Raw genomic sequence first — 14,399 nt, 5'->3', positions numbered from 1 at the left:
CTGTACTGCCGGTCTTGGCTTTGCCGCCTTTCCGGCGGAAAATTCGTGCTCGATCGGACGGTGGCGGTGGCCGAGCGTGCCGCAGGATGTGTATCGCATCGCCGACCGGCGTCATGAATGCGCCAGATCAATTCGGATAAGCTGTTCGAGAACAGGGTGTTCGCTGCAGAATGACGATCTTCCGCCTCAAGCAAATCGTGTCGCATGCCAGGATCGACGCCAAAGGCGCGGTTCACTGGAACTACGATCGCGCCGAGCTGATCGCCGATGGCGTCGTGCATGTGCTGGGCCTCGTCGCCGGTTTGATCGCCGCCACCGCGCTGGTCACGCTGACCGGCGTGTTCGCATCCACGCCGACGATCGTCTCGGTATCGGTGTATGTTGCAGGGCTGCTGGCGATGCTCGGCCTGTCGGCCGCGTACAATCTCTGGCCGGTATCGCCGCGCAAATGGCTGCTGCGGCGGTTCGACCATTCGGCGATCTACATTCTGATCGCCGCAACGTACACACCGATCATCAGCCAGATCAAGGATCAGATGTTCGGCCTTGCGCTGCTCGCCGGCGTCTGGGGCGTGGCGGTGGTCGGCATCCTGCTCAAGTTGTTCAAGCCCGGTAAGTTCGACAAGCTATCGGTCGGGCTTTACCTCGCGCTCGGCTGGAGCGGCATCATCGCCTACGACCAGGTGGTGGAGACGCTGCCGACCACGGCGATGTGGTTCCTGGCGATCGGCGGCCTGCTGTACACGCTCGGCGTGATCTTCCACGCTTGGCGGCGGCTGCGGTTCCAGAACGCGATCTGGCACGCGTTCGTGCTGGTCGCCGCCGGCTGCCACTACGTTGCGGTGATGGACCTGGTGCTGGCGTAGCCGACGCCGGATCTTTCCGATATGAACGCCCCCGCCAACAACAAGCGGGGGAAACAACCATGCAGATCGCGGGCAAAGTCGTCGTCGTCACCGGCGGCGGCAATGGAATCGGGCAGGCGCTGTGCGAAGCCTTTCACAAGGCCGGCGCCGCCAAGGTCGTGGTCGCCGACCTCGATCAGGCCCGCGCCGAAGCGGTCGCCGCATCGATCGGCGGCGCGGCGTTCAAATGCGACGTGGCCAGCGAGGCCGACATCAAGCACGTGATCGAGGAGACCGAGCGCCAGTTCGGGCCGATCGATCTGTTCTGCTCCAACGCCGGGATCGGTGGCGGCTTCGATCCGATGGCCGAGAATGCCGGCGGCTCTTCCGACGAGCCGTTCATGAAGAGCTGGATGATCCACGTGATGGCGCATGTCTATGCCGCGCGGCATCTGGTGCCGCGCTACAAGGCGCGCGGCGGCGGTTACTTCCTCAACACCATCTCGGCGGCGGGTCTGCTGTCACAGGTCGGCAGCCCGGCCTATTCGGCCACCAAGCACGGTGCGGTCGGCTTTGCCGAAAGCCTCGCCATCGCCCACAAGGCGCACAACATCCGCGTCTCGATCCTGTGCCCGCAGGGCGTCGACACCAACATGCTGCGCTCGATCCCGAAGGGACCGCAATCGGCCGACGGTGATCTCTCCGCCGAGCAGGTGGCGAAGGATGCGCTGCAGGGCATCGAACAGGAAACCTTCCTGATCCTGCCGCACCCGCAAGTGATCGACTACATGCGCAAGAAGACCGAGAATTACGACCGCTGGATCGGCGGCATGGCGAAGATCCAGGCCAAGTTGCGCGAGACTTTTGGCGGCAAGGCTTAGATCGTCTCGCTTGTTCTCTCGGCGCCGTGTCGTTTGGCATCTGCTTCAGAATGTCACAGCGGCGCCGAGGAACGGATCGCTCACTCGGCGTTCCGTCTGTACAGGCGCACAGTGCGGCGTCTGTTATGCGATCGCACCGTCGTCCGGCGGTGCGATTCTTATTATCGGCAGCCAACGGAGAACTTGATGTCAGATCATTCCCATCGCCGGCCAAGCTGGGTGGCGCGTAGCCTCGCGGCGATCGCCCTCACCAGCATCTATTGCTTCAGCTTCGTTGGCGCCGCGGCGGTGGTCTCAGGCGTGACCAGTACTCAAGCGCATGCCCAGCGCGGGCGTGGACGCGGCTATGGCGGCCGGGGCTATAGCGGTCGGGGCCGCGGCCGCGGTCGCGGCTGGGAACGTGGACGGGGCCGCGGCGGGTATTACGGCGGCCGCTGCGTCGTCAACGCCGCCGGCGTCCGGATCTGCCTGTAACGGTCAGGCTGCCCGCACGATCTCGCGGACGTGGTCAAGCGTTTGCTCGATCATGTCCGCGCTGACGTCGAGATGTGTGCAGGCGCGGATCCGGCCTTCCATCATCGCCAGCATGACGCCGCGCCGGCGGAGCTGTGCGACCATGTCGGTGCCGGAGACGCCCGCGCCGTCCGGCTTGAAGAACACCAGATTGGTCTGCGGCGTCTGCACCTCGATGCCGTCGATCTGCGCCAGCCCCGAGGCGAGGCGACGCGCGTTGGCGTGATCATCGGCAAGGCGATCGACCTGGTGATCGAGCGCGTACAGACACGCCGCGGCGATCACGCCGGACTGCCGCATCGCGCCGCCGAGCCGCTGCTTCCACCGCCACACTTCATCGATGAAGTCGCGCGGGCCTGCCAGCACCGCGCCGACCGGCGCACCGAGTCCCTTGCTGAAATCGATCCACGCCGAATCCCAGCCCTTGGTCATCTCCTTGGCGCTGATACCTGTGGCCACCACCGCATTCATCAGCCGCGCGCCGTCGATATGCGTCCACAGCCCGGCGTCCTTGCCGGCCGCGGCGACCGCATCGAGCGTGGCCTGCGGCCAGATCGTGCCGCCGCCGATATTGGCGGTCTGCTCTGCGCTGACTAGGACTTGCGGAGGTTCGTAGCGGGTCTTCGGATGCAGCGCGGCGCGGAATGCCTCGAGCGAGAACTGGCCGTCGTCGCCGTCCAGGCCCGTGATCTGAAAGCCGCCGAGCGCGGCGTGCGCTCCGCCTTCGCGCGACAGGATGTGCGCGGTGCGATGCGCGATGATCTCGTCGCCGGGCCGGCAGGTCGCCAGCGTGGTCGCGACGTTGCACATCGTGCCCGAGGGCAGGAACACGGCGGCCTGTTTGCCGAGCAGCGCCGCGACGCGCTCCTGCAACAGGTTGGTGGTCGGATCATCGCCGGTCTGTTCGTCGCCGACCTCGGCCCGCGCCATTGCCTCGCGCATCGCCGGCGTAGGGCGCGTCTGGGTGTCGGACAGCAGATTGATCCGCACCGGCGGCGCGTTCGGATCGGGCTGGGGAGGGATGTAAGCCATGCCCGAGGCTAACATGCCGGCCGCGGAGCGGAAGAGCTTTGCCCGGACACGATCAGGTCAGCAGGATGTGATTGGTACCACCCCGAGAACGTCATTCCGGGGCGCGCGAAGCGCGAACCCGGAATCTCGCGGTTACCCCATGCGGCCTTCGCCACGCACCCGCTGAACTCTCATGCGCAATATCCTCGAGATTCCGGGTTCGCTCACTTCGTGAGTGCCCCGGAATGACGGTGACTTGTCATACGCACCGCGCAAACAAAAAGGCCCCGGCGAACCGGGGCCTTGATGCATCGGACTGAGCAGCAATCAGTACGAAGAAATTAGCGCGAATAGAATTCGACGATCAGATGCGGCTCCATCTGCACCGCGAACGGCACGTCGGAGAGAGCCGGGATGCGCGCGAACTTCGCGGTCATCTTGTTGTGGTCGACTTCGATGTAGTCCGGCACGTCGCGCTCGGCGAGCTGGCTGGCTTCGAGCACGAAAGCGAGCTGCTTCGAGGCTTCCTTGACCTCGATCACGTCACCGACCCGCACCTTGTAGCTCGGGATGTTGACGCGCTTGCCGTTGACCTTGATGTGGCCGTGATTGATGAACTGGCGGGCCGCGAACATCGTCGACACGAACTTGGCGCGGTACACCACGGCGTCGAGACGGCGCTCGAGCAGGCCGATCAGGTTCTCGCCCGAGTCGCCCTTCAGACGGGTCGCTTCGACGTAGATGGCGTGGAATTGACGCTCGGAAATGTTGGCGTAGTAGCCCTTCAGCTTCTGCTTGGCGCGGAGCTGGATGCCGAAGTCGGACAGCTTGCCCTTGCGGCGCTGGCCGTGCTGGCCGGGGCCGTATTCGCGGCGGTTGACCGGGCTCTTCGGACGGCCCCAGATGTTCTGGCCCATACGGCGGTCGAGTTTATACTTGGCTTCAGCGCGCTTTGTCATCGCGTCCTCTAGGGTTTGAGTTGTGAGGAAACGCGCCCTCCTGTGCATGGGGAAAATCCCCTGCCGACAGGTCCGTCCTTAAAGCATAAGGGGAGGACCACGGGTCGCGAAACGCAACGCGGGCCGAAACCGGCCCGCGAGCGGGGGCTTTCTAGGGGGAAAGCCCTGGGATGTCAATTCGGGCCGGCTCAAGGCCCGGCTGCGGCCCGAAGCGCCCGGGCAGGGCGGTCCAGGCGCTCGATCTCGGCCGCGATCGTGGTGTTCAGCACCTGTTCTAGCCGGGTCGTCAGCCGCGCAATCGGGGCTGCGTCGATTACCCGGTGGTCGAACCGGACGATCACCTCCAGGCGGCCGTCGTCGGCGAGTCGGCCGTAGCTCAGGATGTAGGGACCGGGGCTGACCGGATAGAGGTCGCCGGGACCGAACGCCGACACCGAGGACAGTCCGAAGCTGCCGAAGAAGTTCGCCCGCGGCCGGTCCAGCGACATCCCGGCCCACCAGGCGATCCGCCGCAGCGGCCATGGCATCCGGCTGATCCGCAGCAGCTTGCGGAACATCGGCACGCTGTCGATCGGCGCGGTGCTGGCGCTGCGGATGATCGCGTCGACCTCGGGCAGCGGTAGCGTGTCGGCTGCGGTCACCTTCTGCATCAGCACGCAGTCTTCGCCGTCGATGCGGCGGGCGACCGCGATCATGCCGACGCTCTTCGGCACCTCGAAGAAGTGCGGCCACGGAAAGGCGATATACAGCGTCCGCAGCACCGGCTCGTCGCGTGCGACCAGGCTGAATGCCTTGGCGAAGATCGCGGCGAAGCCTGGCGGCGAGGCTGCGGCAGCCCGGGCTCGCGCCAGCGGGCCAAGATGCAACGTGCGCCGATAGCTGATCAGCGGCACGCCCTGCGAGGCGTGCATCAGATCGGCAATCAACCTGCGCGGCGCCGAGATCCGACGTGTTTTGCCCCGCATTATTTGGCGGGTGTTGCCAGCGGCTTGGTCTTGTCGACCACCCACACCGCCATCACCTTGGCGCCCTTGTCGCCGTGCACCTTGGCATCGTGCACCACGCCGGCCGGGATCACGTAGGAATCGCCGGCCTTGAGGTGCTTGTCGGGTTCGCCGTCGATGCTCATCACTGCTTCGCCCTCGAGCAGATAGCCGGTCTCGATGCCGGGATGGGTGTGCCGGCCGATATTGCCGCCCGGCGGCAGCTCGGCGAGACCGCTGACGGTGACATAGCCGTCGGGGAATTCGATCTTCTGCAGCGGCGTGCGCTTGATGCCGCTCTGCTGCGCGACGGCGGCGCCCGTAGCAGCTACCACGGCGCATGCGACCAGGATGTGACGCAAGGTTTTGATTGTCATTGGGGCTCCTCCGGGGCGCAAAGCTAGCAGCGTCCCGGCAGGCGGAAAAGCGCTCAGGCCGGAATGCGGCCGCCGAAATACGGCGCCAGCGCGGCGCTCGCCCGTGGATGCCGGCCCGAGGTGAAGATCATCTCGGCGCCCGGCGTGGGCGCGTGGCCGGTGGCCGGGCCGAGCAGGGTGACAACGCGGCGGGCGATCGCGGGGGCCGGATCGATCCAATCGACCGGCCAGGGCGCCAGCCGGACCAGCCGGTCGAGCAGCAGGGGATAATGTGTGCAGGCCAGCACCACGGCATCGGTGCGGCCGCGTTTGGCGTCGGCTTCGACGAAACACGGCGCGATCTCGGCGCGGATCGCCGCGTCGGTCACTTCGCCGCCGCCGAGCGCGGTTTCGGCCAGGGTGGCGAGCCGGATCGATCCGACCAGCGACACCTCGCAGCCTTGGGCGAAATCGCGGATCAGCGCGCGGGTGTATTCGAGCCGCACCGTCGCTGAGGTGCCGAGCACCGAGACACGCTTCGTGCGGGAGCCCGCGCAGGCCGGCTTGATCGCCGGCACCGTGCCGACGAACGGCACCCGGTAGCGGGCCCGCAGCGGCGCCAGCGTCATGGTCGAGGCGGTGTTGCAGGCGATCACCACGAGGTCCGGCGCGTGCGCCGCGATCAGCTCGCCCATCAGCGGCACGACACGGCCGATCACCGCCTCTTCGCTACGCTGCCCGTAGGGGAAGAACGCGTCGTCGCCGACATAGACATAGTGCGCGTCGGGGCGCGCGCGGACCACTTCGCGCAGCACCGTCAGGCCGCCGAGGCCCGAATCGAACACCAGGATTGTGGGGAGCGAGGTCACGGCGGCGACCTTACCCGATCTTGGTTAGCTTTCGGTTGTCGATCGCGCGATGCTGCCCTGCAGAGACGGCAAAGCCACCGCGTCAGTGGCTGTCGGCGACCTCGGTCGGCGGCACCTTGCGCTTGACCCGCTTGATGGTGCCCGAGAACGTGAACAGCGGTCGCTCGCCGCTCTTGAGGATGCCGCGCACGAAGATCAGCGACTTGCCGGCCCGGGTGACTTCGCCGGTCGCTTCGATCAGCTCGCCCTCGAATGCCGCATCGAGAAATTCGGCGCCGAATGCGACCGTCACGCCGGGGCCCTGCAATTCGCGGACGGCGATCGCGAACAGGCAGTAGTCAGCGAAGGTCATGAAGCAGCCGCCGTGCACCGCCTTCATGCCGTTGAGGTGCTTCTTCTCGACCCGGAAGGCGCAACGGACGCGGCCGTCGTCATCGATCCGGTGCCAGAACGGCCCGTTGTGCGATTCGAAAGTGTCCCGCGTCCACGTCCGCCAACCGGCGAACTCACCTTCGGTTGCGGTGAAAAGGTCCGGGCGACTGGGACGTGTCGGTTCGACGGTGGTGGTCAAGGGGCGTTATCCTTTGGTCTATCGTTTGGTCCATAAAACTGATGCCGCGCTGCAATGCAAATCCACAAATCTAATTGACACTGCGCAATTGGCAGGCAGGTCGCCGCTGTATACCCTCCCGGGCCGCAAAACCGGCCGCGTAAGGGAGAATAGAATGAGCGACCAGATCAAGTATGTGCTGGACGAGGAGAACATCCCGAAGTCCTGGTACAATCTCAACGCCGACTTCCCGACGCCGATGCCGCCGGTCCTGCATCCGGGCACGCATCAGCCGGTCGGCCCGAGCGATCTGGAGCCGCTGTTTCCGATGGAGCTGATCCTCCAGGAGGTCGCGACCGAGCGCTACATCGAGATTCCCGAGCCGGTCCGAGACGTATTCCGGATGTGGCGCCCGGCGCCGCTGATCCGTGCGCGCCGCCTCGAGCAGGCGCTCGGCACCCCGGCCAAGATCTACTTCAAGTACGAAGGCGTTTCGCCGGCCGGCTCGCACAAGCCGAACACCGCGGTGCCGCAGGCCTGGTACAACAAGCAGGCCGGCATCAAGAAGCTGTCGACCGAGACCGGCGCCGGGCAGTGGGGCTCGTCGCTGGCGTTCGCCGGCTCGCTGTTCGGGCTCGACGTCCTCGTTTTCCAGGTCCGCGTCTCGTACGACCAGAAGCCGTATCGCCGCGCGCTGATGGAGACCTACGGCGCCCGCTGCATAGCGTCGCCGTCGAACGAGACCGACTCCGGCCGCGCCATCCTTGAGAAGAATCCGAACAGCCCCGGCTCGCTCGGCATCGCGATCTCCGAAGCGGTGGAAGTCGCCGCCAAAAACCCGGACATCAAGTACGCGCTGGGTTCGGTGCTCAACCACGTCATGCTGCACCAGACCATCATCGGCGAAGAAGCGATCAAGCAGTTCGAAATGGCGGGCGATGATCCGGACGTGGTGATCGGCTGCGCCGGCGGCGGTTCGAACTTCGCCGGCCTTGCCTTCCCGTTCCTCGGCCTGCAACTCCGCGGTGGCCGCAAGCGGCGCATCATCGCGGTCGAACCGGCGGCGTGCCCGACCCTGACCCGCGGCACCTACGCCTACGATTTCGGCGACACCGCGCATCTCACCCCGCTGGTGAAGATGCACACGCTCGGCTCGACCTTCATGCCGCCGGGTTTCCACGCCGGCGGCCTGCGCTATCACGGCATGAGCGGGATGGTGTCGCACGCCTACGAACTCGGCCTGATTGAAGCGCGCGCCTACAAGCAGGTCGGCTGCTTCGAAGCCGGCGTGCAGTTCGCCCGCACCGAAGGCATCGTGCCGGCGCCGGAATCCACCCATGCGGTGCGCTGCGCGATCGACGAGGCGCTGCGCTGCAAGGAGGAGGGCAAGTCGGAAACGATCCTGTTCAACCTCTCCGGCCACGGCCACTTCGACATGCAGGCCTACATCAACTACTTCGAAGGCAAGCTGGTCGATCAGGACTACGACGAAGCCGATCTCGCCACCGCGCTGGCCGGCCTGCCGGCGGTCGCAGCCTGAGCAGCACGGGCGTCCTCCTCGGACGCCCATCCAAGAACGACGTCATGCCCGGGCTTGACCCGGGCATCCACGTTTTCGGGCACGGTGCCCGCGGCCGTGGATGGCCGGGACGAGCCCGGCCATGACGGATCGGGCAAGATCCTTTGCCAGATCAACGGGTTCGCAGCGATCGCCGGCACCGAGCGCCATCCCCAGGCGTGCAGAAAAACCTTTCCCCTTTGGGCCGTTCTTTCTACATAACAGCGGTCCGCGCCGGCCCCTCCGGCGTGCCGAGGAATGCTGCCCTATGTCCGCTCCCGAGCCGAAGATCACCCCGGAACTGATCGCCAGCCATGGCCTCAAGCCGGATGAATATCAGCGCATTCTCGATCTGATCGGGCGCGAGCCGACCTTTACCGAGCTCGGCATCTTCTCGGCGATGTGGAACGAGCACTGCTCGTACAAGTCGTCGCGCATCCATTTGCGCGGGCTGCCCACCAAGGCGCCGTGGGTGCTGCAGGGCCCGGGTGAAAACGCCGGCGTGATCGACATCGGCGACAATCAGGCGGTGGTCTTCAAAATGGAGAGCCACAACCATCCGAGCTACATCGAGCCGTATCAGGGCGCGACCACCGGCGTCGGCGGCATCCTGCGCGACGTCTTCACCATGGGCGCGCGGCCGATCGCCTGCCTCAATGCGCTGAGCTTCGGCGATCCGAGCCATCCCAAGACCCGGCACCTTGTCGGCGGCGTCGTCGCCGGCGTCGGCGGCTATGGCAACTCGTTCGGCGTGCCGACCGTTGGCGGTCAGACCCGGTTCCACACCCGCTACGACGGCAACATCCTGGTCAACGCGATGGCGGTCGGCCTGGCGGATGCCGACAAGATCTTCCTCGCCGCGGCGAGCGGCGTCGGTATGCCGATCGTCTATCTCGGCTCGAAGACCGGCCGCGACGGCATGGGCGGCGCCACCATGGCGTCGGCCGAGTTCGACGAGGGTTCGGAGGAGAAGCGCCCGACCGTGCAGGTCGGCGATCCCTTCGCCGAGAAGCTGCTGCTCGAGGCTTGTCTGGAGATCATGGCCAAGGACTGCGTTATCGCGATCCAGGACATGGGCGCGGCCGGCCTGACCTGCTCGGCAGTCGAGATGGGCGCCAAGGGCGACCTCGGCGTCGAGCTCGATCTCGACGCGGTGCCGACTCGCGAGACCGGCATGACCGCCTACGAGATGATGCTCTCCGAAAGCCAGGAGCGCATGCTCATGGTGCTGAAGCCGGAGAAGGAAAAGGAAGCCGAAGAGATCTTCAAGAAGTGGGGCCTCGACTTCGCGATCGTCGGCTACACCACGCCGACCAAGCGGTTCGTGGTCAAGCATGGCGGGCAGGTGAAGGCCGATTTGCCGATCAAGGAGCTCGGCGACGAGGCGCCGCTCTACGATCGCCCGTGGGTGGAGAGCCCGAAGCTGCCGGTGATCCACGCGCGCGATATCAACGCGCCGATGGGCGCGGCCGAGGCGCTGGAGAAGCTGCTGGCGACGCCGGATCTGTGCAGCAAGCGCTGGGTGTGGGAGCAGTACGACCACGTTATCGGCGGCAACACCGTGCAACGCCCCGGTGGCGATGCCGCTGTGGTGCGCATCGAGGACGGCCCGAAGGGCCTCGCGCTCACCGTCGACGTCACGCCGCGTTACTGCGAGGCCGATCCGTTCGAGGGCGGCAAGCAGGCGGTGGCGGAAGCCTATCGCAACATCACCGCGGTCGGCGGCAAACCGCTGGCGATCACCGACAACCTGAACTTTGGCAATCCGGAGCGGCCCGAGATCATGGGCCAGCTGGTTGGCTGCCTGAAGGGCATCTCGGAAGCCTGCATCGCGCTCGACTCGCCGATCGTCTCCGGCAACGTCTCGCTCTACAACGAGACTTCCGGCCGCGGCATCCTGCCGACCCCGTCGATCGGCGGCGTCGGCGTGCTCGACGACTTCACCAAGTCGGCGACGCTCGCCTTCAAGGCTGAAGGCGAGGCGATCCTGCTGATCGGCGAGACCAAAGGCTGGCTCGGCCAGTCGGTGTACTTGCGCGACATCTGCGGCCGTGAAGAAGGCGCGCCGCCGCCGGTCGATCTCGCAGTCGAGAAGCGCCACGGCGACGTGGTGCGCGGGATGATCCACGCCGGCACCGCGACCGCCGTGCACGACCTGTCCGACGGCGGCCTCCTGGTCGCGCTCGCCGAGATGGCGATCGCCGGCAACCTCGGCGCCTCGCTCGACGCGCCGCCGGCCGAGATCGTGTCGCACGCCTGGTGGTTCGGTGAGGACCAGGCGCGCTATCTGGTCACGGTGAAGGAAGCCGATCTGCTCGCGGTGAAGACCAAGCTGAAGACGATCGGCGTGCCCTGCGTCCAGATCGGCGTCACTGGCGGCCACGCGCTGAAGATCGAAGGCGAACGCAGCGTCGACATCAAGGCGCTGCGTCACGCCCACGAGCATTGGCTGCCGGACTATATGGCGGGCAAGGCGTAGTCGCCTTACGCCTCTCCATCGTCATTCCGGGATGCGCTGCGTAGCAGCGCAGGGCCGGAATCTATAACCCCTGGACTCGCGGACGCGCACGGCAGGCGACGCCGTGCGCGAGCAACAGATTCGGTGGTTATGGATTCCGGGCTCACGAGCTGAGCTCGCGCCCCGGAACGACGGAAGAGCGGCCTCACAGCACCCGATACGCGCCTGGAATCTTCCGCAAGAGATAGGTCGTGGCCCAGCTCAGCAGCAGGCCGAGGGTGAATACGATGGCGGCTTTGACGATCGCCGGCAGGTCGTAGTCGTACAGCCAGTACTGCAGCCACAGCATGTAGGCGTAGTGCACCAGGAAGATGCCGTAGGCGTCGTGCTGCAACGGATCGAGCAGGCTCCAGCCGCCGCGGCGGAAGCGCAAAAATACGGCGAGGATCGCAAAGATGATCGCGGCGCTGAATGCGGTGAGGGCGACGCTGTAGCTCGCCTCGTACCACATCGGCAGATCGTCGGGATTGTCGAGGATTCCGCGCTTGATGCCGATCAGGCCCCACATCCCGAGATACGGCACCAGCGCCACGAGCAGCCAGATCCACCATTGCTGCGCCAGCTTGCCGCCGGCACCGAGCACGCTCTGCTCGGGATGGCAGGCGCCGATGCCGGCACCGATGAAGAAGTAGGCGGTGTACAGCAGCACGCGGCTGGCCTGCACCGCGAACGGTCCCCATTCGAACCAATAGGTCGAGGTGTAGTACAGCCGTGATGGCACGTAGAGGATCGCGGTGACGACAAACACGGCGCCGATGAACAGCACTGGCGACTTGTAGCCGAGCTTGGCCAGATGATTGATCGGATCGAGCGAATGCCGCGAAATCCGGTACAGCCCGCCGCCGATCACGCTGAAGATGAACAGCACCCACAGAAACCACAACGGTCCGCTCGGCCACGGGCCGACCGTGATCATGTTCTCGTAGAATTTAGCGAAGGTCTCGGTCGGGTCGGCGCGCAGCGCCAGCGCGTAGTAGGCGATCGGGATCACGGTGAAGGCTGCGATCACGAACGGGATGCCGAGCCGGATCAGCCGGTCGCGCGCCAGCGAGCCGAATTTCGGCCGGTGGTCGAGGCTGGGCCACAAGAACAGCCCCGACAGCATGAAGAACATCGCCATGAAGAAGCTGTCGGTGGCGAGCACGATGCAGTCGAAGCCGATGAACGACGACGGGTCGGTGTGGCCGAAATAGGTGTACGGGATCACCGAATGGTGGATCAGCACCAGGATGGTGAGGAAGGTCCGGGTCCGGTCGAGGGACAGGTCGCGCACATGCGAAGCTGCGTGCGCGGTCATGCCGCCGGTGGTGGGATAGGTTACAGTCACGACAAGAGCCCCGCGCGATGCCGCCGGTGAATTACGATACTGCGCAATAGCTGAATCGCCTCTTCGGCGAATTGCTAGGGTTTGAATTCTTCGATTTGAACCTTTTGCGGATAGAAAGCCAGATAGCCGGCGATCTCCGCCATCGCCGGAAACGCCTCCTCGTAGCTCCACACCGCATTGGGCTGCGGCTCGCCCCCGGCCACGATGCTGAAATAGCTGGCAGCGCCCTTATAGGGGCAGCGTGTGACACGCGTGGTCTTCTCCAGCAGGCTCATGTCCGCGTCTTCCCGCGGAATGTACTGCACCGGCGGATAGCTCGCCTCCTGCAGCGTCAGCGCCCGGCGGGTCTCGGCGATCACCTTGCCGTCCGCGCTGATCCGGACGCCGTTCGGGTTTGCCGTGATCGTGATCGGATGATCGGGGCCGGGGAGCTTCATGGGCGGACCTCAGGGGTGCGTTTCGGACCGGCGTCGCAGTCACCTCGCCGCGATGTACCGGCGTGGTGGCTTTGAAAGGGACGCACTGCCATATAGGATGGCGGTGCAAGATTGCCACCGCGCGCCCCGCGCCGGCGGCCGCGACGATCTGGAGGATGACCGAATGCCGATGGATGCCCGCGACATCGAGGCCATGATCAAGGCCGCGATTCCCGACGCGGAGGTGACGATTCGCGACCTCGCCGGTGACGGCGACCATTACGCCGCGACCGTGATTTCGGAGTCGTTCCGGGGCAAGTCGCGGGTCCAGCAGCACCAGATCGTCTATCAATCGCTGCAGGGGCAAATGGGTGGCGTGCTGCACGCGCTTGCGCTGCAGACCGGCGTGCCGGAAGCCTGACAGCGGGCAACCCCCTGTCCGAAGCCGGGCGGCCTCGCCGTTAGGCCGCCCTGCGTCTCGCACGAACGCCATTCGACCTGCTGCTAGTCGATCCGCGCAACGCGCGCGGTTGCGCGATCCATGCGGCGGCGCATTGTGTTGACGCTGTCGGACAGTTCTCCGACATGATGATCGACCAGCGTGCCGCGGGCGATCTCCTCGATTCTGCACATCTCGTCCTCGACACGCGCCAGCGTTTGTCTTGCGCTTCCGGTCAGCGACAGCAGAATGACCCGCCGGTCTTCAGCGGATTGAGTGCGGATGAGCAGGCCGCGCTGCTCCAGTGGCCGGATCTGCGCCGAAACGAACGATCCCTTCATATTGAGCAGCGCCGCGACTTCGCCGACCGGAACGCCATCCCGGTCGGCCAGAAAGTCGACCGCCTTGATCAGCAGCCATTGCGATCCCGTCAGGCCGGCTCGGCGCCCGAGCAGTTCGGCCATCCGCAGGATCGAAAAACCGATGGCTGATACGTCCCAGACCAGACGACGCAGCAGACGATCGGCATGATCGATGTCGGTGGCGGTGCCGATCGGCTCGTCGGCGGATTTGTTGTTCGTTTCGGGCATCATCCCGTCGTCCTTTCAGCACGTGCCACGCGCTTCGTGCCCTGCGCGAAGCATCGCTTCTCCAGACAAAACGGAGCGGATGCTTCGAGTCAGGCCGGCGAGCGCTGATGCGCCCGGCACTGGTGGCAAAATTTCATCGGCATTGGCGGGCGGAGCGGTGTCGCGGCGCCCGGACTCGTCGTCGGTCAGACGGCCTGTTTGGGCGGGGGCGTATCGGGACTTGCCCGCAGCGCGATCGCCAGCGAAGACCAGGCAAAGGCGGCCTTTTGGCTGTCGGGCGATGGGCGTCCGACCAAGGAGGCCGGCATGACGGCAGATGAACACGACGGGCACCGATCGCAGACCGAGATGGCCGGGGCGTCGGTGCTGTCCTCGACAGAATGCGTGCTGAACACGGCGGTCGCCGCCACCTCCGTCGGATGGAGGCAGGCGATCTGATGCAGCAGGCCTGAGACGAGATAAAGCGAGATCACCACGATCAACGACAGGCGACGGCGCGGCTGTGCCGTGTCGGTCGAAAGCCATCGCATGAATCCGCTTCTCATGCGGGATCGCATAACAAATCTGTCACAATCCGCAAAGGC

Annotated in this window: 16 protein-coding genes; 6 read left to right on the top strand and 10 right to left on the bottom strand. The window is 65.7% G+C overall.

Features of this window, described 5'->3' with window-relative positions; genetic code table 11:
* Positions 1-170 precede the first annotated feature (170 nt).
* The 3 genes from trhA to DY467_RS20235 all read left to right on the top strand — a co-directional run bounded on the left by trhA (position 171) and on the right by DY467_RS20235 (position 2,200).
* Positions 171-866, top strand: a complete 696-nt coding sequence (trhA, locus tag DY467_RS20245) for a PAQR family membrane homeostasis protein TrhA (protein ID WP_107343587.1) — start codon at positions 171-173, stop codon at positions 864-866.
* 59 nt (positions 867-925) lie between these two features.
* Positions 926-1,726: an SDR family oxidoreductase gene (locus tag DY467_RS20240; protein WP_107354783.1), complete on the top strand. Its 801-nt coding sequence runs from the start codon at positions 926-928 to the stop codon at positions 1,724-1,726.
* 186 nt (positions 1,727-1,912) lie between these two features.
* A complete protein-coding gene (locus DY467_RS20235; RefSeq protein WP_107343589.1) occupies positions 1,913-2,200 on the top strand; it encodes a hypothetical protein in 288 nt (95 codons plus the stop codon).
* A 3-nt stretch (positions 2,201-2,203) separates the two neighbouring features.
* On the opposite strand, the gene DY467_RS20230 is transcribed toward DY467_RS20235, so the two are convergent.
* The 6 genes from DY467_RS20230 to DY467_RS20205 form a co-directional block, all read right to left on the bottom strand.
* Positions 2,204-3,271, bottom strand: a complete 1,068-nt coding sequence (locus DY467_RS20230; RefSeq protein ID WP_164638559.1) for a threonine aldolase family protein — start codon at positions 3,269-3,271, stop codon at positions 2,204-2,206.
* A gap of 320 nt (positions 3,272-3,591) precedes the next feature.
* Entirely contained in the window at positions 3,592-4,209 is a 618-nt protein-coding gene (gene rpsD, locus DY467_RS20225; protein WP_164638557.1) for a 30S ribosomal protein S4, read from the bottom strand.
* 188 nt (positions 4,210-4,397) lie between these two features.
* Positions 4,398-5,174 carry an acyltransferase gene (locus DY467_RS20220; RefSeq protein WP_164638549.1) on the bottom strand — a complete coding sequence of 259 codons (777 nt, stop codon included), beginning with the start codon at positions 5,172-5,174 and terminating at the stop codon, positions 4,398-4,400.
* Positions 5,174-5,569, bottom strand: coding sequence for a cupin domain-containing protein (locus tag DY467_RS20215; RefSeq protein ID WP_164638547.1), 396 nt, complete (start codon positions 5,567-5,569; stop codon positions 5,174-5,176). The genes DY467_RS20220 and DY467_RS20215 overlap by 1 nt, the downstream gene beginning before the upstream one ends.
* Positions 5,570-5,622: 53 nt before the next feature.
* Entirely contained in the window at positions 5,623-6,417 is a 795-nt protein-coding gene (murI, locus tag DY467_RS20210) for a glutamate racemase (protein ID WP_047308310.1), read from the bottom strand.
* Between the two features lie 82 nt (positions 6,418-6,499).
* Positions 6,500-6,988: a PaaI family thioesterase gene (locus DY467_RS20205; RefSeq protein ID WP_107343594.1), complete on the bottom strand. Its 489-nt coding sequence runs from the start codon at positions 6,986-6,988 to the stop codon at positions 6,500-6,502.
* Between the two features lie 154 nt (positions 6,989-7,142).
* Here DY467_RS20205 and DY467_RS20200 point away from each other — a divergent pair, with 154 nt between their 5' ends.
* Together DY467_RS20200 and purL are read left to right on the top strand one after the other, a co-directional pair.
* Positions 7,143-8,507 (top strand): TrpB-like pyridoxal phosphate-dependent enzyme, encoded by a 1,365-nt coding sequence (locus tag DY467_RS20200; RefSeq protein WP_011157153.1) that lies wholly within the window; start codon positions 7,143-7,145, stop codon positions 8,505-8,507.
* A 286-nt stretch (positions 8,508-8,793) separates the two neighbouring features.
* The gene (gene purL / locus DY467_RS20195) at positions 8,794-11,004 is read left to right on the top strand and encodes a phosphoribosylformylglycinamidine synthase subunit PurL (RefSeq protein WP_164638545.1); all 2,211 of its coding nucleotides are present in this window, start codon (positions 8,794-8,796) and stop codon (positions 11,002-11,004) included.
* A gap of 184 nt (positions 11,005-11,188) precedes the next feature.
* Here the strand turns inward: purL and DY467_RS20190 are convergent, their stop codons facing one another.
* Together DY467_RS20190 and DY467_RS20185 are read right to left on the bottom strand one after the other, a co-directional pair.
* Positions 11,189-12,370: an acyltransferase family protein gene (locus DY467_RS20190; RefSeq protein WP_164638543.1), complete on the bottom strand. Its 1,182-nt coding sequence runs from the start codon at positions 12,368-12,370 to the stop codon at positions 11,189-11,191.
* Positions 12,371-12,444: 74 nt separating this feature from the next.
* Entirely contained in the window at positions 12,445-12,807 is a 363-nt protein-coding gene (locus DY467_RS20185) for a DUF427 domain-containing protein (RefSeq protein WP_164638541.1), read from the bottom strand.
* Between the two features lie 163 nt (positions 12,808-12,970).
* Between DY467_RS20185 and DY467_RS20180 the strand changes: the two genes are divergently transcribed.
* Positions 12,971-13,207, top strand: a complete 237-nt coding sequence (locus DY467_RS20180) for a BolA family protein (protein WP_107346500.1) — start codon at positions 12,971-12,973, stop codon at positions 13,205-13,207.
* A gap of 83 nt (positions 13,208-13,290) precedes the next feature.
* Here DY467_RS20180 and DY467_RS20175 read toward each other — a convergent pair whose 3' ends face one another.
* Entirely contained in the window at positions 13,291-13,818 is a 528-nt protein-coding gene (locus tag DY467_RS20175; protein WP_164638539.1) for a MarR family winged helix-turn-helix transcriptional regulator, read from the bottom strand.
* Between the two features lie 182 nt (positions 13,819-14,000).
* The gene (locus DY467_RS20170; RefSeq protein ID WP_164638537.1) at positions 14,001-14,360 is read right to left on the bottom strand and encodes a hypothetical protein; all 360 of its coding nucleotides are present in this window, start codon (positions 14,358-14,360) and stop codon (positions 14,001-14,003) included.
* Between the last annotated feature and the right edge of the window lie 39 nt (positions 14,361-14,399).

Source organism: Rhodopseudomonas sp. BR0G17, from assembly GCF_010907025.1.
Taxonomy (GTDB): Bacteria; Pseudomonadota; Alphaproteobacteria; order Rhizobiales; family Xanthobacteraceae; genus Rhodopseudomonas; species Rhodopseudomonas palustris_H.
Note: the sequence above shows the minus strand (reverse complement) of the source record. Positions and strands in the feature narration are given on the sequence as shown.

Coding starts and splice junctions, on each gene's coding strand:
- trhA (WP_107343587.1), top strand. CDS start 171: ATGACGATCTTCCGCCTCAAGCAAATCGTGTCGCATGCCAGGATCGAC.
- DY467_RS20240 (WP_107354783.1), top strand. CDS start 926: ATGCAGATCGCGGGCAAAGTCGTCGTCGTCACCGGCGGCGGCAATGGA.
- DY467_RS20235 (WP_107343589.1), top strand. CDS start 1,913: ATGTCAGATCATTCCCATCGCCGGCCAAGCTGGGTGGCGCGTAGCCTC.
- DY467_RS20230 (WP_164638559.1), bottom strand. CDS start 3,271: ATGGCTTACATCCCTCCCCAGCCCGATCCGAACGCGCCGCCGGTGCGG.
- rpsD (WP_164638557.1), bottom strand. CDS start 4,209: ATGACAAAGCGCGCTGAAGCCAAGTATAAACTCGACCGCCGTATGGGC.
- DY467_RS20220 (WP_164638549.1), bottom strand. CDS start 5,174: ATGCGGGGCAAAACACGTCGGATCTCGGCGCCGCGCAGGTTGATTGCC.
- DY467_RS20215 (WP_164638547.1), bottom strand. CDS start 5,569: ATGACAATCAAAACCTTGCGTCACATCCTGGTCGCATGCGCCGTGGTA.
- DY467_RS20200 (WP_011157153.1), top strand. CDS start 7,143: ATGAGCGACCAGATCAAGTATGTGCTGGACGAGGAGAACATCCCGAAG.
- purL (WP_164638545.1), top strand. CDS start 8,794: ATGTCCGCTCCCGAGCCGAAGATCACCCCGGAACTGATCGCCAGCCAT.
- DY467_RS20185 (WP_164638541.1), bottom strand. CDS start 12,807: ATGAAGCTCCCCGGCCCCGATCATCCGATCACGATCACGGCAAACCCG.
- DY467_RS20180 (WP_107346500.1), top strand. CDS start 12,971: ATGCCGATGGATGCCCGCGACATCGAGGCCATGATCAAGGCCGCGATT.
- DY467_RS20175 (WP_164638539.1), bottom strand. CDS start 13,818: ATGATGCCCGAAACGAACAACAAATCCGCCGACGAGCCGATCGGCACC.
- DY467_RS20170 (WP_164638537.1), bottom strand. CDS start 14,360: ATGAGAAGCGGATTCATGCGATGGCTTTCGACCGACACGGCACAGCCG.